A 24,187-nucleotide genomic window follows, 5' to 3' on the forward strand; every position below is an offset into this window, starting at 1 on the left:
AAGGTTTTACTTTCATGACATGACACGGATTTCTTGATTTGTGTACATTCAGAGCCATTCAGTATTGCAATGATGGTTTTATGACGGACACTCGCCTTGGGTCTAAGTCCCCAACTTTATTTCGCGCTTTCATCCTCTGCATCGCCTTAGGCTTGCAAGCTTGCAGCACCATCCTGCCAGAAACCTATGTCCCTAAACGCGGACAGATGGGCAAGGATGTGATGTGGCTGCCCACCAGTGACGATTTGGTCTACAAAATGCTGGAAGCTGCCAAAGTAGGCTCCGACGATGAACTGGTTGACTTGGGTGCGGGCGACGGAAAAATTCCCATTGCGGCTGCCAAACAATTTGGCGCACGTGCTTGGGGCATTGAATACAACAAAGAGTTAGCGGCTTTGGCCAACCGCAATGCGCAACGTGCTGGCGTTGCCAGTCGTGTCAACATTGTTCATGGTGATATTTTCAAAGAAGACTTTTCAAAGGCCAGCGTGGTGACGCTGTATCTGTTGGAAGAATTGAATGCCCAATTGCGACCCACTTTGTTGAACATGAAGCCTGGTACACGCATTTTGTCCAACACATTTTCGATGGGGGATTGGGAGCCTGACGAAGTGATACGTGTTGGCAACGGGACAGGTTATTTTTGGACTGTGCCTGCCAAGGTGTCTGGTGTTTGGTCTGTCTCTGGGATCGACGGAAAAATACCCGCAAGCTTGAAATTGGTGCAAGTGCATCAGAGGATTGGCGGCATCTTGGACCATCAAGGAAAACAGCAAACGCTATTGGGTGCGCGCATTCACGGCAATGCGTTGCATTTCAGTTTTGTGAACTCTGAGGGCCAGTTGAAGTCGGTCAAGGCCCAAGTCAAAGACGATGCACTGACTGGCGAGGTGGTGGGACCCTATGGCATGCTGGACATTCAGCCCTTGCCTGTCAACATTGAAGGACGTCGGCAAAAAGATTGATCTAGTGCCGACTTAGGAAATCAATGCTTATTCTCAACGTGTTTGGCGAAGCGGTTCAAAATGGCCAGCCAGCCTTCTTGTTGTTGCTCAACGGAATGCTCTTCCTCCGCAACGAAGCTGATGCGAACCTTCACACCCTTGTCTGTTTGAATAAATTCAACTGAAGCAGAGCGGTCTCCAAATTGGTACTCAATGCATTCATTGGGAACAATCTTGGTATAGGTCCCTGCAAAATCAAATCCAAAACTGCCATCTTTGGCTTCCATGCGCGAAGAAAACTGTCCCCCCACTCGCAACTCCACGCTGGCAGAAGTGGTATGCCAGTCATCTGAGGCCGCATTCCATTGAACGATGTCATCGGGTGTGGTGTATGCCGTCCACACTTTGTCGATTGGGGCGTGAACAGTGGTTTCAACGGTAATGTTCATGGTGTACCTGTTTGAATGGTTTGAACTTTGATCGATTTATAAATGAGATTCAGTTGGATGCCAATGGCGCAAACCTTAGTTTGAATGTTGCGCTTTCCATTCCATGGCAGCCTTCACGCGCTTCTCCACGGATGGATGTGTGTAAAAAATCAGCTCTTGCAAAGGATGCGGCCGCGGATCTCTGTATTCTGCCGTTTTAACCAGCGCAGAGGCCATGGCATCTGGCAGATTCACAGCCTTATAAGAATATTGGTCAGCTTCTGTTTCACCCAGTCGAACCACGTAGTTGGTGACAGGTTGTGCCAACAAACTTAAAAAAGAGATGCACACCAGCAAGACGGCCACGCCTCGAGGTTCTGCAATGCTGGCCTTGGCGCCCATGAGGTTCGCCACTTTCATGAACATGGCATTGGAGAGGTAGAAGAAAATCATCGACATCAAAACGGCTGTGCCAATCAAATTCCAGATGTGATCTGATACGTAGTGGCCAATTTCATGTCCAGTTACCGCTTTGACTTCGTCCAAAGATGCCGATGTGAGCGCCACATCTGAGATGGCAATTCGCGCGCTCGAACCTAAGCCAGAAACATTGGCGGTAAATCGATTGGATTGTCTTGAACCGTCGTAGACAAAGATGCGGTCGGGTTGAATGTTGGCTTGTTTGGCCAACACCTCAAGCGCTTCACGTACCTCACCTTGCGGCAAGGGTGTGTACTTGTTGAACAGCGGTTCGATCCAAATGGGACCGATCAGCATCATGCTTGTCACGGCGACAGCTGCCACGCCTCCAGACCAAGCCCACCAGTAAGTGCCCAGACGTCGGATACAAAAGTAGATCCCCGATAAAAACAAGCCGCCAAAAAGTGAAGAGATGATCAGCATCACAAAACCTTGGCTTAAGAAATCAGACAAAGGCTGGTTTGTTTTTCCGTAAGCCAGCTCGCGCCACCAATCGGCATACAACGTCCATGGGAGTACGAGCAAGGAGGACAAGACTAGGTAGGCGGCACTGATCGCAAACGAACGAAACCACAGGCTTCTGTGGCTCAGCTTTCCTTCAATCTTATCGAGCACTTGTGACTTGATCACCAACCAGGCCACTGCTGTCGAAATGAGGAAGCCCCACAGCATGGTCCAATGCGACCCAGAGGTGTAAGCGGCTGCCTTGGCCAGTGCTTCTGGCCCTAGGGCGTTGATGTAATTGTCTGTTGCGGCTTGAACGTCAAAGCTCATGTGTTTTCTCTGTAAATCAAAATGTCAGTATCGGCTGTCTTGGCGCCAAACTGCGTCAACAAGCAATGAGCCTGACCCCGGTGATGGGTTTGGTGGTTGAAGATGTGCATCACGACCAGGTCTAGTGGCTTTGTGACTTGAATGCCCTTGGCAGTGATGTAAGTGAGATCTTTTTTGAAAAAACTGTCGTCCACCGAATAAGCCCATTCAATGATTCGTTCGTCCATGGCAACACGCGCTAGTTTGTAGGCCGACCAATCGCTCCAAAGTCGACCCGATTCATCGATGGGAGTGGGAGTGAAGGGCGTTTGCGTCAGACGATTCATCCAGGCCGAGTCACCCCAAAGGATATGGCTCAGCGTACCCAGGATGGAGCCAAAGAAGGCGCCGGCATTGTGTTGGCGCTGCGCCTCTGAGAGCTGATCTGCCGCGGCCATCAGGGACGCGTTTTGCCAACGGTTGTAGCGGGCAAAGGCTTGAGCGTATTTGGCTGAAATCATGTCCATTTCCCTTAGGGTTCATACAAAAAATTCTTCAGCAAGCATTATGGACAGTCAAAGATTGCCTTTTTACCAATGCAGTCAGCGTACTGCATATATTGTTCTGGGCTTACAACCCATATAAGGTTCTAGGACCTTCGTAGAATTGAAATTTCATCTGGCAAAAAATAGGATGCATATCAAAGGAATTTCAATGCGTCCGCATCACTTCGTGCTCATTTTGGTGTGCATTGCCACCTACCTCTTGGTTTTTGATTCAGTTCTCAGCTTGCCCCGATTCAACAAACAACGTTACGAAAAACCAGAGACGCCTGTCGCCGTGCCTTGGAGCGGCAGTTAAGCGCAAATCCTAGGGTTAATACCTGCCTATTTGATGATGGCCGACACTAGGATCGAGAGAAAGGATCTCTCAACATGAATGCGCAACAAAGCTCCCGCTCTTTTGTCAAATCTCTGCTGCTGATAGCAGCTTTCTTGCCTGCTGTGGCCATGGCTCAAGCCTGGCCCACCAAACAACCCATCAAACTGGTTGCGGTGTTTCCGCCTGGCGGTTCTGTGGATCAGGTGGCGCGCATCATTGCGCCCGTGTTGTCCCAGCAGTTGGGTCAAAGCATCATTGTGGAAAACAAAGGCGGTGCATCAGGCGTCATTGGCACTTCCAGCATGTTGTCGGCACCTGCAGATGGCTACACCTTCGCCGTGGTCTTTGATACGCACGGTGTGAACCAAAGCCTGATACCCAACATGCCCTACGACAGCAAAAAGGACATCGTGCCTTTGGTGTTGGTGGGCACCTCGGCCATGGTGCTGACTTCCAACGTGGGCAATGAGTACAAAACCTTTGCCGATGTGGTGGCCGCAGCCAAAGCCAAAAAGAATGTGTCATTTGGCACCATTGGCAATGGCAGCTTAGGTCACTTGGCCATGGCTTTGCTGGGCAAGAATGGCAACATGGAGTTCAACCACATTCCCTACAAAGGCGGTGGCCCTCTCATGACCGATGCTGTTGCGGGCCATGTGCCCTTGGCCATGGGCACTGTTTTCTTAAGCAAGCCCCACATCGACAACAAGCGCATCCGACCCCTGGCGGTCACTTCTTCCAAACGCGTGGCAGAGTTTCCCGACGTGCCCACCATTGCCGAAGCGGGCTTTGCAGGCTTTGAGGCCCCAGCTTGGTGGGCAGTATTGGCGTCTGCCAAAACACCACCCGACATCGTGAAGCGCATGAACGAAGAGCTTAACAAGGTGTTGAACAACCCCGAGGTGGCGCACAAGCTCAGTGCGCAAGGCATTGATATTTCTGGCGGCAGTGTCGACAAAGCCAAAACTTTCATCGACAAACAAATTGATGTCTGGGCCAAAGTGGTCCGAGACAACGGCATCAAGCCAGATTGATGCGCTTATTCTTCAGGCGTAATTTGAAGCGCCACTAACAACCGGGCCACCATGTTGTAGGTGGCTATGGCGGTGGTGAGTTCCACAATCTCCGTGGTGCTTAAACGAGATTGCAATTTCTTGAACAGTGCGTCATCCACTTTGACGCGCTGTGTCATTTGAGCGGCGTATTGCACCACCCATTGGGACATTTCATCGAAAGCGGCATCGGTCACACCATCGGCGGGCTGCGCTTCTACGGCACGCTTAAGCGCATCCAATTCAGCTTGCGTACCACCCGCCTTCAGAAAGTCGGGGGCGTGGTGATGGTATTCGTAGTGCGCACCCGTGAGCAAAGCCACCGTGCAAATGCCCAGTTCACACAATTGACGTGATGCAGACAGTCCAGTGCGTACATTGCGCAAATAAACATTCCAACCCGAGGCCACAGGCTCGCTCCACAGCAGTGCTTTGTCGAGGTTGAGCAGTGCGCCGCCACGGCGGGCCAAGATGGCATCGACCAAAGCTTGGGGTTGAGCCAGTTGTTCGGGGGTCCAGTCGGGAATGCGCATGATGCTTGCCTTGTGCTGATTTAGGTTAGAACAGTGCCGCCTATTTGGCGTGCGCCATCATAAATTAAACAGCATAACCAAATGCGCGAATGATGTTTTTGGCTTTGTCTGTTTTGAGGTAATTCATCAGCGCTTCAGCCGCTGGCTTGTTTTTACCTAGATTGAGAAGCAGGGCGTCTTGTTGCAATGGGCTGTGCAAATGCGAGGGCACGACCCACGCGGATCCTTGTGCAATCTTGCTATCAGCATAAACCTGTGACAACGCTACAAAACCCAGCTGTGCATTCTCGGTGAAGACAAATTGGTAGGTCTGTGCAATGTTGTCGCCTTGCACAATTTTGGGTTGAACCGTTTGCAAGAGGTCCAACTTCGCCAAAGTTTCATGCGCTGCCATACCGTAGGGTGACAGTTTGGGATTGGCCATGGCCAGGCGTTGAAAGTTCCCAGCTTTGAGTATTTGCCCTGCGTCATCGACCTTGCCAGGTTGCTTGCTCCAAAGTACCAATTTGCCGGTGGCGTAGGTAAACCGAGAACCAACGATGCCTAGGCCTTCTTTTTCTAATTTCAGAGGCGTTTCATCGTCGGCAGACAACAGGATTTGAAAGGGGCCACCGTTTTTGATTTGCGCGTAAAAGCTACCTGTTGCGCCGAAAGAAAGGATGACCTTGTGTCCGGTGTCTTTTTCAAACAGAGGCGCAATTTTTTGCATGGGCGCTGCAAAATTGGCAGCGACGGCCACCAAGACCTCGGCTGCATAGCTGCTTGAGCTCATCACACTTGCTACAAGCAACGTGCTTAGAAACTTGTAGGCTGGTGTTTTGTCAAGCATGCCCACATTATCAATGACCTATCGTGAACACTGCAGCCTCAAAAGGGCTTAGTTAAAGCCACTGATGGATTTATTGCGTGCAGGTGCGCGTGCGAGTGATGGTGCCATCGGACGATTGAACTTCAGTCCAAGGGGTGCAGGTGGGGTTAGAGGATGTGGTGTAAGTTGGCTGTTGCTGAACAATGACGGGCTGTTGCTGCACATACACCGGTTGCTGAACATAGGTGGGCTGTTTGACGGCTTCGTAGACCAATAAACCACCGATGACGGCGGGTACGCCCCAGCCCCAACCGCTGCCGTAACCCCGCACCCATGGGCCGTGACCATGGCGATGTCCATGGCCGTGTTGCGCCATGGCAGAAACACTCAAGGTCATGAGGATGAGGGCAAGGGCAATTAATCTTTTCATGGCAGTCTCCGGTGGATCAGGCGCTAACTAAGTCTCTAACGTTTGACCCGGCGTAATGGTTTACTTTTTAAAGGGTAAAAATACATTCCATTTGTCGCGCCCTGAAGGAATGCGGTGGGCTCGGCGCATGGAAATATACAAGATGTACGAGATCACAAGCCGTCCAATGATGACAAAGGTAATGCGAACATCACGCTGCTCTAGCTTTTCAGCATAAAAGACGGTGACATCGAACATCAAATTGAACAGGCTGGCCACAAAGAGCAGCCCAAACAGAATGGCGGGGTATTTGCCGTTTTTGTAGGACCAAACGCCCACCGACATGAACACAAAAAGAATCCAAGCCCTGAAATAAAGGGCGGGCATCATGTAATTGCGCACATCTGGATTGGAGAAGAGGTCGTTGGCGACTTCGTTGGTGTAGAGCGTGAGGCGCAAAAACCAAAGGGCGGAGAAAAAGGTGAGGATGGCCAACCGAAGGGGGAAATAGGGGTCAACCGTGTGCGTATCTGCCACTGGTTTTGAAAGCAGTGCTTCAAGTTCTTGTGCCGTAACCAAAGGTTTGCGTGCCAACGTATGACCTTATCCAAATGAGTGATGGCTCAGCTCATTCTAGTCATTTGGGTTAAATTCGGTCAAACTTTACACAGCGTTTAAATAAGCCTTTTTCTAGTGTTTTTTGTTATGTCTCATTTCAATTCAAACTTCCAAATGCGACTAATTGCGCTTTCTTTGGCCGTTGCAGGTTTACAAGCCTGTGCTTTTGTTTCAAGCCAGTCGGTCTACGATGGCATTCGAGGCGCTGAGAAAGCCAAAACCACGGGCACCACCCAAACACCTGCTGCGTTGCCCAATTACGACCGCTATGAAAAAGAGCGTGAAGTTTTGAAAAAATAATTTGCATTCAACGCATGTTGTTCACGCCATTTTTGACATGACTTCTTTCATTTGCGCTTTACTCAAAATCACTTTGATCTTGTTGTCAGCTGGGCATGCCGGCGTTGTGACTTCTCAAGCTTTGGCAAAGGATTGGGCACCCCAAGTGCGGGCTCATGGCCTGATGTGGGATGTGCACGAAGTGAGTGTTGGGCAGGTTAAGCAGTACGCCCATCAAACAGGATTTGTCAGTCAGGCTGAAAAGGAGCGGGGTGGCTTCATTTATGAAGCTGGGTGGACTCAAAAAGCGGGTTGGACTTGGCGAGCCCCTTTTGGCAAATTGGCACAAGACAACGAACCGGCTGTGCACCTCACGTTTGATGAAGCGCAGCAAATGTGTCGATTTCAGGGCAAACGATTGCCCAAAGACCATGAGTGGGTGAAGGCCGCTTATTTGGAGCAGCGCGATCAGCCGCCAACGGGCTTTCAAAAAGGTCAGCGTTATACCTATCCAAACGGTCAAAGTGCACAGAAAAGCCACTGTTTAAATGGCTGTGGAAACTATCAAGGCACTGCGCCACAAGGTGCCCTTTGGCGTGGGGTAGGCCATGTGCCCGTGATGACCACACCGCCGGGTGTCAATGGTTTGTTTGACATGGGCGGCAATGTGTGGGAGTGGGTTGACACTGGCCAAGGCTCAGAAAAAATGACGCGTGGGGGTTCATGGTGGTATGACGCCGATCGCCAAATAGAATCGGATGTGGCCACCAAACCCAAAGACACACGGGTGGGTTACATTGGATTCCGATGTGTACAAGACAACTGAATTGAGGTTCTATGAATTTCTCCCCCATGATTGAACTGACCCGCAACGGCATTTCGGAATGCTTGCACTTGGGGGCATTGGCGGTGACCGACACACAGGGCCGCGTCGTGGCGCATGTGGGCAATCCCCATTGGCTGTGCTTCACACGCTCTACTTTGAAAGCGCTTCAAGCCTTGCCATTGATTCAAAGTGGCGGCGCACAACAACTGGCCTTGACATCCAAAGAGTTGGCGGTGATGTGCGCCAGTCACAACGGTGAAGACATGCACGTCGAGCAAGTTTCATCGATCCTGCAAAAGAGTGGCAACACTTACCAACAGTTGCGTTGCGGCTGTCATGTGCCCTACCGTTTCAGTTTCAACGATCAACCCCTGCCCGAGGGCTTTGTGGTGGACGAACGTCATCACAACTGCAGCGGCAAGCACAGTGGATTTTTGGCTTACTGTTCATTGCATGGCGTGGCCAAAGAAAGCTATACCGAACTTGAACATCCTTTGCAACAACAAGTTCGCAGAGCCGTGGCCGATGTCACTGGTGTTGCATCCGAAGACATGGGGTGGGGCATCGATGGTTGCTCGGCGCCCAACTTTGCGGTGCCTTTGTCCAATTTGGCGCGCAGCTATGCGCGTCTGGCCAAGCCCGAAGCAGACGATGTCTATGGTGCAAGTTTGAAGTTGTTGGGCGAAGCCATGACGGCGCATCCCGAGTTGGTCTCGGGTACGGGCCGCAGTGATGCTGATTTGATGCGTGTTGGCCGCGGCGACTGGGTGAGCAAGGTGGGCGCCGATGGTGTTCAAGTGATCGGCAACCGTTCACGTGGGCAAGCCTTGGCCCTGAAAATTGCCGATGGCAACAAGCCAGCTTTGTTTGCGGCCACCATTGAGGCCTTGGACCAATTGGGATGGTTGGATGCCAAGCAGCGTGAAGAACTCATGCCTTGGCGCGCGCATGCCTTGAAGAACATCAAAGGTTTGAATGTGGGCGAGCGTCGCCCCATCTTCAAAATTCAAACGGCTTGAATGACAAGGCCTGAAAGCCTGAAAGCTTGAAAGCCACCATCGAGGTGGCTTTTTTATCGCGCCCAGTTGGTTTTCCAAACGGTCAAAGCGGTGAGCACGCCATAGCTGACCATGCCGGCTGCAATGACCATGAACATCTGGTCTGCCGTGCCATTGTTCTGCGATAACCAGACGCCACCTGCGGCAACCGTCCCCAAGCGGAAGGTGCCCGCCATAATGGGCCCCCACAACTTACCAGCACCTTGTGATGCAAAGTACAGGCACAAGCCCAATGCGAAGAAACCATAACAAGGCCCCACCGTCAGAAAGTATTGGCTGGCGCTGGCCAAGACCAAGGGGTTGCTGCTGAACAAATTGGCCCACAAGCCCGGCCACATCATCACGACTAAGCCGATGCAACCCACCAAGGCGGCAGCCATCATGGCGCCCGTCCAAGCCACCTTTTTGGCGCGCGCCACAAGCTTGGCGCCCAAGGCCATGCCCACCATCGGCAAGCAAGCAACGCCAAAGGAGAAGGTGATGGGCACCAACAAAAATTCCAGGCGTGTGCCGATGCCATAACCCGCCAAAGCTTCAGGGCCAAAGTTGGCAATCAATCGCGTCACCACCAAAATGGTCGCCACGGTCAGCACAGAGGAAATGCTGGACATGCCGCCCACTTTGAGGATGTCCACAAACAATTCTTTGGACAGCGGGCTGTTGAAGTTCAATCGAAGGGTGCTGTTTTTTGAGCGCAGAAACCATAGAAAGTAAAGTGCACTGCCCGTAAAAGCAATCAAGAAACCCGTCGCAATACCCACCATGCCAAAGCTGGGCACCGGCCCGAAGCCCAAACCTAGAACTGCGCTCAAGACCACCTGGACCAAGCATGTGATGAGCAAAGCTTTGGAGGGGGTGCGCATATTGCCAGACCCGCGAATCACAGAAGCCAAGCCATTGGTGAGCCAAACACTGATAGAACCTGCAAACGCAACATGTGCATACAACAAGCATTGCGCAAGCGCCTCGCCCTTGCCGCCGAGCGCGCTGAAAATGAACTCACTGAAGAGCGAAAACACCACCGTGAACAACAGGCCAACGCTCAAACCAATGATGGCGGCATGCAACACCAATGCATTGGCTTTCTCCAAGTTGTTCGCGCCCATGGCGCGGCTCACAGCCGAGGTAATGCCACCCCCCATCGAGCCTGCCGATAACATTTGTTGCAACATGACCAATGGAAAAACCAGTGCCATGCCAGCCAAGGGCATGATGCCCAATTGGCCAACGTACCAAGTCTCGGCAATGCTGACCAAGGCTGCGGCCGTCATGGCCAAGCCGTTGGGCAACGCTAAGCGCCAGATCGTTGGAACGATGGGCGCGGTGGTCAGTGCGTGTTGCAAAAGTAAAGGCTGATCAGCGGTGTGTGAAGTTGGGTGCGCGCTTGTTCAAAAACGCGTCCATGCCTTCTTTTTGATCGTCCGTGGCAAACATGGCGTGGAACAAACGGCGCTCAAACATCACGCCATCGGTGAGGCCGCTTTCGAAGGCGCGGTTCACGCTTTCTTTGGCGGCCATCACTGCCAATTGGCCCATGCTGCAAATCAGCAATGCAGCGCCCAATGTTTCTTCCATCAGTTTGTCGGTGGGCACCACGCGGCTGACCAAACCTGAACGTTCGGCTTCCGTGGCGTCCATCATGCGGCCTGTGAGCACCAGGTCCATGGCTTTGGATTTGCCAATGGCGCGGGGCAAACGTTGCGTACCGCCTGCACCAGGAATGATGCCCAGTTTGATTTCGGGCTGGCCAAACTTGGCGTTTTCTGCGGCAATGATGAAGTCGCACATCATGGCCAACTCGCAACCGCCACCCAATGCAAAACCGCTGACGGCGGCAATGACCGGTTTGCGAATGCTGCGAATGGTTTCCCAGTTGCGGGTGATGAAGTCTTGTTTGTAGACATCGTTGAAGTTGTGCTTGGCCATGGCTGAGATGTCGGCGCCGGCCGCGAAGGCTTTTTCGCTGCCAGTGACGATGATGCAGCCGATGGCTTCGTCGGCGTCAAAGGCCTTTAAAGCAGCACCCAACTCGTCCATCAAAGGGCCGTTCAAGGCGTTCAGAGCCTTGGGGCGATTCAGGGTGACGATGCCAACTTTGCCGCCTTCTGTGCGGACTTCAATGTTTTCGTAAGCCAAAACAGTTCTCCAATGGGGGTTGAATGTCGTTACCCCTGACTATAACGGGATGAAAATAGGCCCAAAATCAAGGGAAAACATTAACCAACCGATCGGTCGGTTAATGGTACATTTTGACCTTTTGGCGTACAAGCAGGGCTTAGACCATGACCCAAGACAGCACTTTATCTGTGACCTTCGAAAAACGCGGTGCCGTGGCCTTGGTCACGCTCAACCGTCCGCAGGCACTGAACAGTTTCACCCGTCAAATGCACCATGACCTGTGGGCGGCATTTGATCAAGCGGAAGCCGATCCAGAAATTCGCGCCGTGGTGCTGACAGGTGCAGGCCGCGGATTTTGCGCCGGTGCCGATTTGTCTGAATTTGATTTCACGCCCGGCCCCGACATGGTGAAGCGCGCCGATCCCGGCCCCATCATTGACCAAGCCTTCAATCCCAGCACGCGCCGCATTCAATCGCTGCGCATGCCCATCATTGCGGCGGTCAATGGCGTCGCGGCTGGCGCAGGTGCCTCCATCGCAATGGCCTGCGACATTGCCATTGCCTCACCCAATGCCAGCTTCATTCAGGCCTTTAGCAAGATTGGCTTGATCCCTGATGCCGGCAGCAGTTGGTTGTTGGTCGAACGCTTGGGCATGCCTCGCGCGTTGGCCTTGGCCATGACGGGCGACAAATTGGGCGCACAACAAGCCAAAGAGTGGGGCGTGATTTGGGATGTGGCCGATGACGCATTGGCCGCGGCCATGGCCATGGCCGAAAAATTGGCCGTCATGCCCACCAAGGCTTTGGTGGCCACGCGCAAACTCATGATGGGCGCGCACACCCGCAGCTTGTCTGAGCAGCTGGACCAAGAGCGCGATGCGCAATCGGCGTTGGGCAAAACGCACGATTACTTTGAAGGCGTGAAAGCCTTTTTGGAAAAACGCCCCGCGCAATTTAAAGGCGAATGAACATGAGCACGCATGCAAATCCTGTAGCAGCCCCTTCACAAGCAGCCATCGATTTGGCCAAGCAAGTGGGCGTGTCGATGTTTGCAGTCGACACGGCCAGCAAAGACACCATGGGCATGGAACTCATTTCCTGCGAACCTGGCCGCGCCGTCATTCGCATGGAAGTCAAAGAACTTCATTTGAACGGTCACAAAATTTGCCATGGCGGTTTCATCTTCACCTTGGCCGACTCCACCTTTGCCTTCGCCTGCAACAGCTACAACAAGGTGGCTGTGGCAGCAGGATGCAGCATTGAATTTTTAAAATCCGGCCAATTGGGCGATGTGCTCACTTGTGTAGGACAAGAACAAACACTGAGTGGCCGTCACGGCATTTACGACATGAAAGTGACCAACCAAAAGGGCGAGGTCATTGCCATGTTCCGCGGCAAGAGCGCGCAGATTCCAGGTACCGTGATCCCCGAATAAATTTGGACAAGTAGGAAATACAGAGATGAGCAAAGCCTCCCCATTGCCCCTAGAGCCAATTGAAAAAGCCAGCGTTGATGAGCTGCGTTCTTTGCAGCTCAAGCGGCTCAAAGCCACGCTGCAACACGCCTACGACAACTCGCCCGTTTACAAGGCCAAGTTTGACAAGGCGGGCGTTCACCCCAGTGATTGCCAATCCTTGGCCGACTTGGCCAAATTCCCCTTCACCACCAAAGCCGATTTGCGCGACAGTTACCCCTACGGCATGTTTGCGGTACCGCGTTCCGGCTGCTCACGCATTCATGCTTCTAGCGGCACCACAGGCAAGCCCACAGTGGTCGGCTACACCCAGCGCGACATTGACACTTGGGCCACCGTGGTTGCGCGAAGCATTCGTGCAGGTGGCGCCAAACCTGGCGACATGGTCCATGTGAGTTATGGCTATGGTTTGTTCACTGGAGGTTTGGGTGCGCACTACGGAGCTGAAAAATTGGGCCTGACCGTGGTGCCATTTGGCGGCGGTCAAACCGAGCGCCAAGTACAGCTGATTCAAGATTTCAAACCCGACATCATCATGGTCACGCCCAGCTACATGCTGGCCATTGCCGACGAATTTGAGCGTCAGGGCATTGACCCCCGAAGCAGCTCATTGCGTATTGGTATTTTTGGCGCCGAGCCTTGGACCAATGACATGAGAGCGGCCATTGAACAGCGCATGGGCATTGATGCAGTGGACATTTATGGTTTGTCAGAGGTGATGGGCCCTGGCGTGGCCAGCGAATGCATCGAAACCAAAGATGGCCCCACTATTTGGGAAGACCACTTCTACCCTGAAATCATCAACCCCGAAACAGGCGAGCCTGTGGCCGATGGTGAAATGGGCGAGTTGGTGTTCACCAGTTTGACCAAAGAGGCTTTGCCCATCATTCGTTATCGCACCCGCGACTTAACCCGTCTGTTGCCTGGCACAGCACGCACCATGCGCCGTATGGAAAAGATCACAGGCCGTAGCGATGACATGATGATCATTCGCGGTGTCAATGTGTTCCCCTCGCAAATTGAAGAACTCATTTTGAAGCGCCCGGAGCTGGCGCCGCATTACCAGTGCGTGCTGACGCGCGAAGGTCCGATGGACAACTTGAAGGTGGCCGTAGAAACACGCCCCGGCATGCAGCCTGACAGCATTGAAGCGCGTGCAGCTGCCAAGATGTTGCAGCACGAGATCAAGGTCTACATCGGCTCTAGCGTGGAAATTGATTTGCGCGCCGAAGGTGGCGTAGAGCGAAGCCAAGGCAAAGCCAAGCGCGTGCTTGACTTGCGTGGCAAATAAATCCTAAGCCCCGTCCAGCCAAGCGCTGGTGCGGGCGTTGAGCGAAGTACTTGTTTGGCTTAAGCGCCAAGTGTGCACATCGCTGGGCAATGTCAGCGCCAGTGCAAACACCTTTTGATCACGCGTGATGGTGGCAACGGCTTTTTTCTCATTGCCCAGCAGCAGCGACAAGTCTTCCAGTTTTTTCAAGCGCCAAGTTTGTGACTTGGCTTTGGCACTGGCCACGGCCCACCATTCATCGCCAGCGGCCATGCCTGCTTTTTCTGCAGCGCCGCCACGCAGCACCGCTTTGACTTGCACCACGCCTTGTGCCTCGAGTACGCGCAGGCCCAAGCGCTGTGCCATTTGTGGCGCATCTTCGTGAACTACCACACCGTGCGAGGACAGCAAAGTTTTGAGTGGCAACTCTTGCGTGCTGTGCACCCAAGCTTTGAGTTCCTTCTTCCAGCTTCTGCCGGTTTGCATTTCCAACTCGGCCAACAAATCTGCTTCACGCAAGGGGCCCCCTTTGCAGCGCACCCACAAGCCGCGCATCACGTTGTCCAAATTAGACGTGCCTTCGGCGCGCAGGGTGAGGTCAATGCACAAAGCCACCAATGCACCCTTGGTGTAGTAGCTGATGGTGGCGTTGGGTGTGTTTTCGTCTTGGCGGTAGTACTTCACCCACGCGTCAAAACTGGCTTGCGCCACACTTTGTACCTGCCGCCCTGGTGCCTGCAAAACCAGGTTGATGGTTTTGTTGAGCAGTTTGAAGTACTGCGCATCGTCAATCAATTTGGCGCGGCGCAGCAGCAGGTCGTCGTAGTAGCTGGTGAAGCCTTCAAAGAACCACAGCAATTCGGTGTAATTCTCTTGGGTGTAGTCGTAGCGCTTGAACTCGGCGGGGCGCAGTTGTTTCACATTCCAGGTGTGGAAATACTCGTGGCTGATGAGGCCCAACAAAGTGACATAGCCTTCGGACATTTTTTTCATGTCCAAAGAAGGCAGATCGCGCCGATTGCAAATCAAGGCGGTGGAGTTGCGATGCTCTAGACCGCCATAACCCTCTTCAACCGCATTGAGCATGAAGACGTAACGTTTGTAGGGGGCATGGGCAGCTGGTTTTTTCTCATGCCAAAACTTGATTTCTGTTTCGCAAATTTTTTGCGTGTCAGCCAACAAGCGCGCGCCATCAAATGAAGCCATGGCCCCTGCAATGACAAATTCGTGGGGGATGCCGCAGGCTGTGAACTCGCCCCGCCAGAAGTTGCCCATCTCAAACGGACAATCGACCAACTCGTCGTAATTGGACGCAAGGTACTCGCCAAAACCTTGCTTGTTGACCTTGACGCTTTGCAAGCCTGTGGCCACTGACCAGCTTGAACCTTTGGGGGCCGTCAAGCTAAGGCCATGCGCCGCGTCTTCTTGGCCATGGACACGCAAGCACAGGCTGGTGCCATTGAAGAAACCGCGTTGGGTGTCCAGCCATGCGGTGCGCACTGAATTGTCAAACGCATAGACCTCGTAGGTCAATTCAAGGGCTGCGGTATTTTTGCAATCGATGTGCCACTGGCTTTTATGGTCTTGAAACACCCCGACGGATTTGCCTGCTTGTTTGGCTTTGAGGTTTTGCAGGTGTTTAGAAAACTCGCGCACCAAGTAGCTGCCAGGAATCCACACGGGCAGTGACACCACCTGACCCGAATCGGGCTTGGCAATGTGCAATGAAATTTGAAAGAGGTGGCTGTGGGTTTGACTGGCGTCAACGGTGTAGTGAATGGCAGGCATTGTTTTCTTCATCAAGTGGCGGCAGCGCCAATCAGGCAGCTCAAGGCGGCCACAACAGTCAGGTGCAAGCGCATTGGCAACCAGTCTTGCAAGCCCGCTTCAAGGTAGGCTTTGCGATCGACGGTGTAGCAAATGATCAAAATCAAGGCCAGCAAGGGCAGGCCCGCATAAGCCGGCATGGTGATGGCAATCCAAGCCAGCAAAGAAGGCACCACACCCCAGCCAAAATTAAACAAGGGGGCGTTGTGCATGCGCGCCACATTGCGAAAGCCGATGCCCCAATGGATGCCCCCCAAAAACGACACGATGGCGGCGCCGTAGCCTGCCAATGCCAAGGCCACAAAAGGGTGCAGATCGGCATCGATCAGCCACAACAACATGGCCATGCCCACGAAGGGAATGAGGCCTGCATAGGCCAAGCGTTTGACGTGCTTGCGGGTTTGATCTGCGTGGGGGTTCATGGCTTGACACCATTCAAGAGCGATTCAATTTGAGCGGCTTCAATGGCGCCTGGCACACGCGTGCCATCGGCCACAAAAAGTGTGGGCGTGCCGTTGATGCGGTTCTTCTTGCCAAACTCGACGATGGCGTCAATGTTGTGGTTGTCACAAGCGACGGCAGGCGGTGCGATGCCTTGCAGCATCCAGTCATTCCATGTTTTGGCGCGGTCTTTGGCGCAGGCAATGTTGCGCGATTTGACTTTAGAGTCTTCGCCCAACACGGGGTACATCATGTGATAGATGGTGACGTTGTCGATTTTTTGCAGGTCGCGTTCAAAGCGTTTGCAGTAGCCGCAATTCGGGTCGGCAAAGACAACCAGCTTGCGTTTGCCATTGCCCTTGACTTGGGTAAAAGCGTACTTAAGCGGCAGGCTGTCGAATGGAATGGCCGAGAGTTTGTCGTTGCGCTCTTCAGTCAGGTTGCGCTTTTGCTTGGTGTCAATGAGTGCGCCTTGAATCAGGAAATCGCCTTTGGCGTCGGTGTAAAAAATCTCATTGCCCTGCACACGAATTTCAAACACGCCAGGCATGGGAGTCTTGCTGACCTCTTCAATTTTGGGTAGCGACGGCAAACGCTCAGCCAAGGTTTTTTTCAAGTTGGCGTCTTGTGCCCAAAGGCTGGTGTTGCAAAGGACCAGGCATGTGGCGGTGAAAGCTTGAATCAAGCGCATGGGTTCAAATTCCTAAGGTGAAGAGGTCGTCAATGCACATGTTTCAAGATGCAGATTTCATGGCGTGTTGGGCCATCCATTTTTTCAGGGGACTGAATTGGTTGAAGCCCGACATGCCCCAGTTGCGAAGTTTTTGCAGAGGCAAGGCAGGCTGGGCAAACAAGCTTTGAAGACCGTCCGTGACCCAGCCCATGGCCAAGACTTCGGCTTGTCGTGCGCGCTCGTAACGGCGCAGCAGTTTGGGATCGTTCAAGGGCCGCCAGAATTCTTTGGTTTCAATCACACGGGCCAATTCGGCCACGTCGCCCAAGCCTACATTCAAGCCTTGGCCAGCCAATGGGTGAATGGCATGCGCTGCATCACCTGCCAATGCAAAGGCTTGGAGTTTTGAAGTGGCTTTAGCTGCAGCTGTAGCTTGCGGGATCACGCCAATCCATCTCTCGGCTTTGGCCAACTGCAAGGGCCACACAGCGCGCTCGCTGGTCAGTTGAACTGTGCCGGCGACTTGTTCGCAGGCAGATGCCAGTTGGGCACAAAAATCGGCGGCATCTGCGTGCAACAAATTTTGTGCGCGCTCTGGCGTGAGGGACCACACCACCGCCCACGCATGGCTGTTTTTACCGCCAATGGGCAGGAGGGCCAAGATTTCGGGGCCATGTGTGGTTTGAAACCACTGACGCGCTACTTGGTGGTGCGCTTCAGAGGTTTGAATGCGGCAGGCCAGCGCGTGTTGTGCGTAATGCTTGACTTCAAAGTTCACACCCAACTCTGCACGCGTTTGGCTGGCGCGTCCTTCGCAGATCACGGTGAGGGGGGCCGGTGCAGGCTCGGTCATCTCTTCAATGTAGGTTTGATAAGCCACTGCTTGCGCCAATTTGGCTTCCAGCACGGGCACATCGACCATCCAGTTCAAGGCTTCAACGCCTTGCGCTGCGGCATCAAAGCGCAAATCACCGCCTTGATCGCCTTGAATCTGCATTTGCAAAATGGGGGTACAGGCATCGCCTTCGGGCCAGCAACGCAGATCAGACAGCAATTGCTTGGACGCCGTGTTCAGGGAATAGGCGCGCACATCACTGTGACCCGTCTCGGAAGGGTCTACGGCACCCTTGTGAACCAAGGCCACGCGCAACTGCTGCGCCGCCAACAGCAAGGCCAAGCTGCGGCCCACAATGCCGGCGCCTCGAATGCAGACGTCAAAAGGGGTGGAAGAGTGCGTCATGGTGTGAATTGTAGAAGCCACTCAAAGACCTTGGCCCCAGACCAGTTGAATGCCGTATTGCCTTTGCAATGTCGCCAAGTCGTCGGGCGTATCCATGTCAACTCGGTAATGCACATTGGCTGTGGTCCAAGGATGAAACTGGGCAGGGTTGCGTTGCCGCCATTCCTTGCCACCAGGCAGCTTGGACAGATCTGTGGTGCCCAAGCTTTGGCCCTTTTGAAGGAGGTCGGTCATGACCACGTTGCTCAACATCACAGGATTGCCCGGTTGTGCCGATTCGCCAGGTTTTGCGACCTGGGGTTGGAGCATTTGCGTGCCAGGGGGCGCGTGTTTCACAGCGGCCACCAAGTCTTGAAGGTCTTGCGTCTCAAGCAGGGGTTGGTCTGCAAGTGCCACCATCAACCAATCGGGCGCCAAACTTTGTGCCTTGGCCAGACCCAGGTGCAAAGAGCTGTTTTGACCATCTGTAGGTTGGGGGTTCAGCACGCGGTGGAGGGTCATACGCCCAAAGGTGTAGGCAGGGGGTGAGGTGTCCAGTACCTTTTGAACAGCGTCGGCATGGTGCCCTAGAACCAGCACGGTTTCGTCAATGCCTGCAGCCTCTAGGCGCTCTAGCAGGCGCTGGAGCAGCGTCTGGCCGTCGCGTTGCAACAGGCATTTGGGCCGTCCCCCCATGCGGGACGCGGTGCCTGCTGCCAACACAATGGCCACCACGCGAAGGCGTGGGCAGGGTGCGGGGAGGGTGCAATCAAAGCGGGCTTGGGTCATGGGCAGAAATTAGACCACGCGCACCCTTTAAAATCACGGATTGTTCGAAGAATCCAAGAAAGTCCCTCATGAGCCTCAAATGCGGCATTGTGGGCTTGCCCAACGTTGGCAAGTCCACCCTTTTCAACGCCTTGACCAAAGCTGGCATTGCGGCCGAAAACTACCCTTTCTGCACCATTGAGCCCAATACCGGCGTGGTGGAGGTGCCCGATCCGCGCTTGCAAGAGTTGGCCGCCATCATTTCCCCCGAGCGCATCGTGCCCGCCATTGTGGAGTTTGTGGACATTGCCGGCTTGGTGGCCGGTGCCAGCACAGGCGAAGGCTTGGGCAACAAATTCTTGGCGCACATCCGTGAAACCGACGCCACCATCAATGTGGTGCGCTGCTTTGAAGACGACAACGTGATTCACGTGGCAGGCCGTGTGGATCCGATTTCTGACATTGAAGTCATTCAAACCGAGTTGTGCTTGGCCGATTTGACGGCGGTGGAAAAAGGTTTGCATCGCGTGCAAAAAACGGCGCGTTCTGGCGACAAAGAGTCGATCAAGTTGGTGGCCATTTTGGAAAAATGCCAAGCCGCCCTGAACGAAGGCAAGCCTGTTCGCACCATTGAGTTCAGCAAAGAAGAACGCCCATTGCTCAATCAATTCTTCTTGATCACGGCCAAGCCCGCCATGTTTGTGGCCAACGTAGCCGAAGACGGTTTTGAAAACAACCCCTTGCTCGACAAATTGAAAGCCTACGCTGCGGCACAAAACGCACCGGTGGTGGCCATTTGCGCCAAGCTCGAAGCCGAAATGTCGGAAATGTCAGACGAAGACCGTCAGATGTTCTTGGAAGAGTTGGGCCAATCCGAGCCGGGTCTGAACCGCTTGATTCGCTCCGCTTATTCATTGTTGGGTTTGCAAACCTATTTCACCGCTGGCGTGAAAGAAGTGCGCGCTTGGACCATTCATGTGGGCGACACAGGACCGCAAGCAGCGGGTGTGATTCACACGGATTTCGAAAAAGGCTACATCCGTGCACAGACCATTTCCTACGAAGACTTCATTGCCTTCAAAGGCGAGCAGGGCGCCAAAGATGCCGGCAAGATGCGCGCTGAGGGCAAGGAATACGTCGTCAAAGATGGCGACGTGATGAACTTCTTGTTCAGCAGTTAAGGCGTCGATGGACGTATGTCCATCTGTGCTTCTTCTTGCGCTAAATTTTCGATCACTTTCAACAGCACCTTGCGCGTTGTCAGGAGCTCGGCTTGGCTGACGCCATGCACTGCCACGTGATTGACGTCGACGGCCAAGGGCACCAAAGCTTTTTTCAAAGCTTTGCCTTTGGGCGTGAGGTGCACGTACATGTTTTTGCGATTCTCGGGTTTTTGTTTGCGCACCACATAACCCAAGGCTTCCATGGCTTGGATGGCGCTGAAGGTGGTGGGCTCCATCACACCTGCTAAGTCGCTGAGTTCTTTTTGGGTCAGGCCATCCGAGGTCCAAAGAATTCGCAAAAATGTCCAATGCCCAAACGACACATTGTATTTTTGCAAACGCACTTGCAGTCGTTTGTTGAAGGCCCTGCCAGCATCACGAACCAAGTGGGCCAGGCGATCATCTGGCACGGACTCGTGCCAGTGTTTCAAAATACTTTGGGTGTTTCCAGGAATCTTAGTGGCCATCTTGCACTCCCACTTGGTGGTGCATCAGTACCGCGTGTTGATGTGTTGCAGCTTCCAAGATGCCCAAGCAAACTTCGGTGCTGGCGCGAGACCAGGCACCACTGTGCGTCAATGCGCCCGAACCTCGGAGGTTTTGAAACAGCTCGTCAATAACCTCTTTGCGCGGATAGGCTGGTTCTGGCAATGCTTCGAAATATTCTTTGTCTGGGCCATAGACCCACATCCCCAAGGGCGTTAAACGAATGTCGCCTTTGTCACAGCTGACCACAACAGGACCGAAATGTTGATAGGCATTGCTGGTGATGGCTGCGGGCGCATACAAAGGACCGCCATAGTTGCGTGCGGCCTTGAGGCTTGATTCTTCGTCCGTGTGATGGGTTGTTTCTAGTCTGCGACGCGCCTGGCCATAACGCTGCGCGCTTTCGTTGGCAGGTTTGGGCTGACCAATTTCGCCCACATGGTCCATCCAGACATCACTGTCAAAGTGGCCGTAACCGTTGTAGGTGACTGTGGCAAAAGCCATGTTTTCAAATTGCAGCAGTGCACTGTAGGCACCCTCGGTGGGACGTGTGGCATCCCATTGGCCAGTGCAAGCTTGCACACTGCGCACTTTGCCGCCACCCAGCAAACGTACCACATCGATTTGATGGGCGGCTTGGCTGTGGATCACGCCGCCACCCAATGCGGTGTTCAATTCTTCAGGACGTCTGGGACGGTACAAAAAGTCGGTGTAGTTAAGGGCCGTGATCATGCGAACTTGCCCCAACTCTCCTGATGCAATCAGCTCGCGTGCGCGCAACACGGGTGCATTGAAGCTGTGGCTGTGACCTACCATGAGTTGCACGCCTGCTTTTTGGCAGGCTTCCATCATGCGGGTGCATTCCTCTAAAGAAATGGCCATGGGTTTTTCGACCCAGCAATGTTTGCCATGTTGGGCGGCCATCTGAACATGCGCAGCGTGGTATTGATGCGGTGTTGCAATGTAGATCACCTCGACGTCGGGCAAGGCACACAAAGCTTCCACGCTGTCGACGGTGATGGCTTGAAAATCTTTTTCAAACTGCGCTCTGGCTGCCGCAATCGGATCGGTGGCTGCCACCAGCTGAATACGAGGGTCTTGCAAAAATGTCGGCAACATCAAAGTGAAGGCCCGGCCTAAGCCAGCAACGCCTATTTTGATGCTTGAAATGTTGTCGCTTGCCATGTTCACAGGTCAATTTCAATCAAGTCGTTGGGTGAGCTGGCACGTGACACACAGACCATGATGTGGGTCGACTTTTCATCTTCATTCAACACAAAGTCGCGGTGTTCTACAGTGCCAGATACCAATTTTGTTTTGCAGCTTCCGCAAGTACCGCTTTCACATGAACTGGGGACGCGGTAGCCTGCTTTGCGTAGCGCTTCCAAAATGCTTTCGGTTTCGGCAACGGGCAATACTGTTTGCGATTGCGATAACTTAATGCTGAAGGGACTGTTGGCGGCTTGAGACGAAGCGCTGGCCCCAAAGCTTTCAAAATGCACGCGGCCTTGTGGCCAGTGGCCGCTCATGTCTCGAACGGCATCCATCAAGCCCTGCGGTCCGCAGCAGTAAATGTGAGCTTGACTGGGTTTTTCCAGCAGTGGCCAAAAGTCCAAGCCTGCGTCGGGGTTGCCGCCGTCAAAGTGAAAACTGACTTGCCCCGCGCTTTCCAAGGCCAGCAACTCAGGCATGAAAGCGGCGCCTTCTGCATCGCGTGCGCAGTAATAAAACCGAAAGTGACCCTGCCCACTGTCTGCCTTCACTCTGGCCATTTGCCTGGCCATTGACAACAAGGGCGTGACACCAATGCCACCTGCAATGAAGATCACCTCATTGGCGTTGTCGAGCAACTCAAAATCATTTCGGGGTGACGAGACGCTGAGTAAATCGCCAGCTTGAACTTGGTCCACCATGCTTTGCGAGCCACCCCGTCCGTTTCTTTCCAGCTTGATGGCGATCTCGCAAAAACTTGTTTCCGCTGGATCATTGCAAAGCGAGTAATTGCGGCGTTGGCCTGCGGGGGTTTGTACGGTGATGTGCGCGCCTGCTTTGAAGGAGGGCAAATCTTGGCTATTGGGGTGAACCAGCTTGAAGTGCCAAATGTCTTTGGCCACTTGGCTTTTGTGCTGCACCAGCAAAGAAGAAAATTCTGGGTCAATCGCTTGGGTCATTGAGAGTGCTGTGGTGAGTCTTGGCCAAAGATCAGTTAAGAAAAGGGTCTGTCAAATGTAAAACTTGACATCGGTCATGTTTTTCCATTATCTTAGAGCCCTAAGAATAATTTCGCAAGTGTCAAACAGCTTGAACTTGCGCTCTGAATGCCCAAACCATGATCACCCCTGAAGAAAATGACTTGCTGTGCCGCGTTGAAGGCCAAGCGCCCATGGGGCAACTCATGCGCCGTCAATGGATTGCCATTTGTTTGATAGAAGAAGTGTCTGAACCCGATGGCACGCCCATCAAGGCCAGAATTTTGGGCGAAGACTTGGTGGTCTTCAGAGACACCAAAGGTCGCGTGGGCGTGATGGACGAATATTGTCCGCACCGCAAAGCTTCATTGGTCTATGGCCGCAACGAGGACTGCGGCTTGCGTTGCCTCTACCATGGCTGGAAGATGGATGTAGCGGGCAATGTCGTGGACATGTCTTCCGAGCCTGCGGGCAGTGGTTTGGTTGAAAAAGTCAAACACCGCGCATATCCCACGCATGAGTGGGGCGGTTTTGTTTGGGCTTACATGGGGCCACCCGAGCACCAACCCGAGTTCACGCCACCCCCTTGGGCGCCCAATGCCGAGTCGCGTTTGGCTGTGGCCAAGATCATCATTCCTTGCAATTGGGCGCAGATCTTGGAAGGACAAATTGATTCTGCGCACAGTTCCAGCTTGCATTCCTCCGACATGGTGCCTGCGCGTGTAGATGGCGCCAAGGCCACCGACACCCAATGGCTGCGACCTTCGACCGACAAATCGCCGCGCATGCAAGTGGAGCGCACGCCCTATGGCTTCAGGTATGCAGCCATACGCAGGCCGATCAAGGATGCGCAAACCCACGACTATGTTCGCAGTACCGTGTTTGTGGCACCAGCCTCCGCCCTCATTCCGCCCAATGATCAGTACAACGTGGCCAACATGAATGTGCCCATCGACGATCACCACACAGCCTTTCACTTCATGGCTTGGGGCTCTCCCGATACAACGCCTGATCATGAAACTTGGCGTGCATTTTTGCATGCGCAAGTGGGCCCCGATTTAGATCCGCAATACCATCCCAAACGCACGCACGAGAACCGGTTTGGTCAAGACCGTGCCGCCATGAAAGCGGGCAATTTCACGGGGATTCAAGGCATTCCCAATCAAGACATGGCCATGTGGGTGTCGATGGGCCCCATCGTGGACAGAACGTTCGATCGATTGGGCGCATCCGACTTGGCCATCGTGGAGTTCAGGCAAAGAATGCTGCAGGCCGTTCGCAGCTTCATGGCTGGTGAAACGCCCATTGGCACCGGCGAGAACCACATTCCTGCGCAGGTTTGTGCCTATCAATCCATCATCCCTAAAACCACAGACTGGCGTGAGTTTGACGCCCAACCCGTCTGATCTGTTGAACGCTTGGAGACATT

Annotated in this window: 28 protein-coding genes; 11 read left to right on the forward strand and 17 right to left on the reverse strand. The window is 53.5% G+C overall.

Going from position 1 to position 24,187, the window contains the following annotated elements; genetic code table 11:
- Positions 1 to 80 precede the first annotated feature (80 nt).
- A complete protein-coding gene (locus B9Z46_RS05580) occupies positions 81 to 965 on the forward strand; it encodes a methyltransferase domain-containing protein (protein ID WP_108254925.1) in 885 nt (294 codons plus the stop codon).
- 20 nt (positions 966 to 985) lie between these two features.
- Here the strand turns inward: B9Z46_RS05580 and B9Z46_RS05585 are convergent, their stop codons facing one another.
- The 3 genes from B9Z46_RS05585 to B9Z46_RS05595 form a co-directional block, all read right to left on the reverse strand.
- Complete coding sequence (locus B9Z46_RS05585) at positions 986 to 1,393, reverse strand: SRPBCC family protein (protein ID WP_055361447.1); 408 nt, start codon at positions 1,391 to 1,393, stop codon at positions 986 to 988.
- Between the two features lie 75 nt (positions 1,394 to 1,468).
- On the reverse strand, positions 1,469 to 2,626 hold the full coding sequence (locus B9Z46_RS05590) for a M48 family metallopeptidase (protein WP_108254926.1): 1,158 nt from the start codon (positions 2,624 to 2,626) through the stop codon (positions 1,469 to 1,471).
- Positions 2,623 to 3,126 (reverse strand): DinB family protein, encoded by a 504-nt coding sequence (locus tag B9Z46_RS05595; RefSeq protein WP_108255719.1) that lies wholly within the window; start codon positions 3,124 to 3,126, stop codon positions 2,623 to 2,625. The genes B9Z46_RS05590 and B9Z46_RS05595 overlap by 4 nt, the downstream gene beginning before the upstream one ends.
- A gap of 193 nt (positions 3,127 to 3,319) precedes the next feature.
- On the opposite strand from B9Z46_RS05595, the gene B9Z46_RS15105 reads away from it, so the two are divergent.
- The gene (locus tag B9Z46_RS15105; protein WP_158268404.1) at positions 3,320 to 3,466 is read left to right on the forward strand and encodes a hypothetical protein; all 147 of its coding nucleotides are present in this window, start codon (positions 3,320 to 3,322) and stop codon (positions 3,464 to 3,466) included.
- 74 nt (positions 3,467 to 3,540) lie between these two features.
- On the forward strand, positions 3,541 to 4,521 hold the full coding sequence (locus B9Z46_RS05600; RefSeq protein WP_108254927.1) for a tripartite tricarboxylate transporter substrate-binding protein: 981 nt from the start codon (positions 3,541 to 3,543) through the stop codon (positions 4,519 to 4,521).
- A 5-nt stretch (positions 4,522 to 4,526) separates the two neighbouring features.
- On the opposite strand, the gene B9Z46_RS05605 is transcribed toward B9Z46_RS05600, so the two are convergent.
- The 4 genes from B9Z46_RS05605 to B9Z46_RS05620 form a co-directional block, all read right to left on the reverse strand.
- Positions 4,527 to 5,072 (reverse strand): carboxymuconolactone decarboxylase family protein, encoded by a 546-nt coding sequence (locus B9Z46_RS05605; RefSeq protein WP_108254928.1) that lies wholly within the window; start codon positions 5,070 to 5,072, stop codon positions 4,527 to 4,529.
- A gap of 64 nt (positions 5,073 to 5,136) precedes the next feature.
- Complete coding sequence (gene modA / locus B9Z46_RS05610; RefSeq protein ID WP_108255721.1) at positions 5,137 to 5,844, reverse strand: molybdate ABC transporter substrate-binding protein; 708 nt, start codon at positions 5,842 to 5,844, stop codon at positions 5,137 to 5,139.
- 127 nt (positions 5,845 to 5,971) lie between these two features.
- The gene (locus B9Z46_RS05615; RefSeq protein ID WP_146179228.1) at positions 5,972 to 6,310 is read right to left on the reverse strand and encodes a hypothetical protein; all 339 of its coding nucleotides are present in this window, start codon (positions 6,308 to 6,310) and stop codon (positions 5,972 to 5,974) included.
- Between the two features lie 60 nt (positions 6,311 to 6,370).
- Complete coding sequence (locus B9Z46_RS05620; RefSeq protein ID WP_108254930.1) at positions 6,371 to 6,883, reverse strand: hypothetical protein; 513 nt, start codon at positions 6,881 to 6,883, stop codon at positions 6,371 to 6,373.
- A 138-nt stretch (positions 6,884 to 7,021) separates the two neighbouring features.
- Between B9Z46_RS05620 and B9Z46_RS05625 the strand changes: the two genes are divergently transcribed.
- Genes B9Z46_RS05625 through B9Z46_RS05635 form a run of 3 tightly spaced genes read left to right on the forward strand, consistent with a single transcriptional unit; the run spans position 7,022 to position 9,031 of the window.
- On the forward strand, positions 7,022 to 7,207 hold the full coding sequence (locus B9Z46_RS05625) for a hypothetical protein (protein ID WP_108254931.1): 186 nt from the start codon (positions 7,022 to 7,024) through the stop codon (positions 7,205 to 7,207).
- 37 nt (positions 7,208 to 7,244) lie between these two features.
- On the forward strand, positions 7,245 to 8,012 hold the full coding sequence (locus B9Z46_RS05630; protein WP_146179229.1) for an SUMF1/EgtB/PvdO family nonheme iron enzyme: 768 nt from the start codon (positions 7,245 to 7,247) through the stop codon (positions 8,010 to 8,012).
- Between the two features lie 11 nt (positions 8,013 to 8,023).
- Positions 8,024 to 9,031, forward strand: coding sequence for an asparaginase (locus B9Z46_RS05635; protein ID WP_108254933.1), 1,008 nt, complete (start codon positions 8,024 to 8,026; stop codon positions 9,029 to 9,031).
- Positions 9,032 to 9,084: 53 nt separating this feature from the next.
- Here the strand turns inward: B9Z46_RS05635 and B9Z46_RS05640 are convergent, their stop codons facing one another.
- Together B9Z46_RS05640 and B9Z46_RS05645 are read right to left on the reverse strand one after the other, a co-directional pair.
- Positions 9,085 to 10,413 carry an MATE family efflux transporter gene (locus tag B9Z46_RS05640; protein ID WP_233245930.1) on the reverse strand — a complete coding sequence of 443 codons (1,329 nt, stop codon included), beginning with the start codon at positions 10,411 to 10,413 and terminating at the stop codon, positions 9,085 to 9,087.
- A 13-nt stretch (positions 10,414 to 10,426) separates the two neighbouring features.
- A complete protein-coding gene (locus tag B9Z46_RS05645) occupies positions 10,427 to 11,206 on the reverse strand; it encodes an enoyl-CoA hydratase (protein WP_108254934.1) in 780 nt (259 codons plus the stop codon).
- A gap of 146 nt (positions 11,207 to 11,352) precedes the next feature.
- Between B9Z46_RS05645 and B9Z46_RS05650 the strand changes: the two genes are divergently transcribed.
- The 3 genes from B9Z46_RS05650 to paaK are packed head-to-tail and all read left to right on the forward strand — an operon-like array spanning position 11,353 to position 13,953.
- Entirely contained in the window at positions 11,353 to 12,156 is an 804-nt protein-coding gene (locus tag B9Z46_RS05650) for an enoyl-CoA hydratase-related protein (protein WP_108254935.1), read from the forward strand.
- A 2-nt stretch (positions 12,157 to 12,158) separates the two neighbouring features.
- Positions 12,159 to 12,623: a hydroxyphenylacetyl-CoA thioesterase PaaI gene (gene paaI, locus B9Z46_RS05655; protein ID WP_108255725.1), complete on the forward strand. Its 465-nt coding sequence runs from the start codon at positions 12,159 to 12,161 to the stop codon at positions 12,621 to 12,623.
- 25 nt (positions 12,624 to 12,648) lie between these two features.
- The gene (gene paaK / locus B9Z46_RS05660) at positions 12,649 to 13,953 is read left to right on the forward strand and encodes a phenylacetate--CoA ligase PaaK (protein ID WP_055361434.1); all 1,305 of its coding nucleotides are present in this window, start codon (positions 12,649 to 12,651) and stop codon (positions 13,951 to 13,953) included.
- A gap of 3 nt (positions 13,954 to 13,956) precedes the next feature.
- On the opposite strand, the gene B9Z46_RS05665 is transcribed toward paaK, so the two are convergent.
- From B9Z46_RS05665 to B9Z46_RS05685, 5 genes are read right to left on the reverse strand one after another with little or no spacing between them, the layout of a single operon-like run.
- Positions 13,957 to 15,732: a M61 family metallopeptidase gene (locus tag B9Z46_RS05665; protein ID WP_233245931.1), complete on the reverse strand. Its 1,776-nt coding sequence runs from the start codon at positions 15,730 to 15,732 to the stop codon at positions 13,957 to 13,959.
- A complete protein-coding gene (locus B9Z46_RS05670; protein WP_055361433.1) occupies positions 15,732 to 16,181 on the reverse strand; it encodes a DUF3429 domain-containing protein in 450 nt (149 codons plus the stop codon). Before B9Z46_RS05670 ends, B9Z46_RS05665 begins: the two co-directional genes overlap by 1 nt.
- Positions 16,178 to 16,891 carry a DsbC family protein gene (locus B9Z46_RS05675; RefSeq protein WP_108254936.1) on the reverse strand — a complete coding sequence of 238 codons (714 nt, stop codon included), beginning with the start codon at positions 16,889 to 16,891 and terminating at the stop codon, positions 16,178 to 16,180. The genes B9Z46_RS05670 and B9Z46_RS05675 overlap by 4 nt, the downstream gene beginning before the upstream one ends.
- 43 nt (positions 16,892 to 16,934) lie before the next feature.
- Complete coding sequence (locus B9Z46_RS05680) at positions 16,935 to 18,113, reverse strand: FAD-dependent monooxygenase (protein WP_108254937.1); 1,179 nt, start codon at positions 18,111 to 18,113, stop codon at positions 16,935 to 16,937.
- A 21-nt stretch (positions 18,114 to 18,134) separates the two neighbouring features.
- Positions 18,135 to 18,881 (reverse strand): NTP transferase domain-containing protein, encoded by a 747-nt coding sequence (locus B9Z46_RS05685; protein WP_108254938.1) that lies wholly within the window; start codon positions 18,879 to 18,881, stop codon positions 18,135 to 18,137.
- Positions 18,882 to 18,949: 68 nt separating this feature from the next.
- On the opposite strand from B9Z46_RS05685, the gene ychF reads away from it, so the two are divergent.
- Positions 18,950 to 20,041, forward strand: coding sequence for a redox-regulated ATPase YchF (ychF, locus tag B9Z46_RS05690; RefSeq protein ID WP_108254939.1), 1,092 nt, complete (start codon positions 18,950 to 18,952; stop codon positions 20,039 to 20,041).
- Here ychF and B9Z46_RS05695 read toward each other — a convergent pair.
- From B9Z46_RS05695 to B9Z46_RS05705, 3 genes are read right to left on the reverse strand one after another with little or no spacing between them, the layout of a single operon-like run.
- Positions 20,038 to 20,550 (reverse strand): MarR family winged helix-turn-helix transcriptional regulator, encoded by a 513-nt coding sequence (locus tag B9Z46_RS05695; RefSeq protein WP_108254940.1) that lies wholly within the window; start codon positions 20,548 to 20,550, stop codon positions 20,038 to 20,040. The two genes, ychF and B9Z46_RS05695, sit on opposite strands and share 4 nt — an antisense overlap.
- Positions 20,540 to 21,754, reverse strand: coding sequence for a Gfo/Idh/MocA family protein (locus tag B9Z46_RS05700; RefSeq protein ID WP_108254941.1), 1,215 nt, complete (start codon positions 21,752 to 21,754; stop codon positions 20,540 to 20,542). The genes B9Z46_RS05695 and B9Z46_RS05700 overlap by 11 nt, the downstream gene beginning before the upstream one ends.
- Positions 21,755 to 21,756: 2 nt before the next feature.
- Positions 21,757 to 22,740: a PDR/VanB family oxidoreductase gene (locus tag B9Z46_RS05705; protein WP_108254942.1), complete on the reverse strand. Its 984-nt coding sequence runs from the start codon at positions 22,738 to 22,740 to the stop codon at positions 21,757 to 21,759.
- Positions 22,741 to 22,898: 158 nt separating this feature from the next.
- Between B9Z46_RS05705 and B9Z46_RS05710 the strand changes: the two genes are divergently transcribed.
- Positions 22,899 to 24,164 carry a Rieske 2Fe-2S domain-containing protein gene (locus B9Z46_RS05710; RefSeq protein ID WP_055361425.1) on the forward strand — a complete coding sequence of 422 codons (1,266 nt, stop codon included), beginning with the start codon at positions 22,899 to 22,901 and terminating at the stop codon, positions 24,162 to 24,164.
- Positions 24,165 to 24,187 lie beyond the last annotated feature (23 nt).

Origin of the sequence: Limnohabitans sp. Hippo4 (genome assembly GCF_003063605.1) — a bacterium.
In the GTDB taxonomy this organism is placed as follows: Bacteria; Pseudomonadota; Gammaproteobacteria; order Burkholderiales; family Burkholderiaceae_C; genus Limnohabitans_A.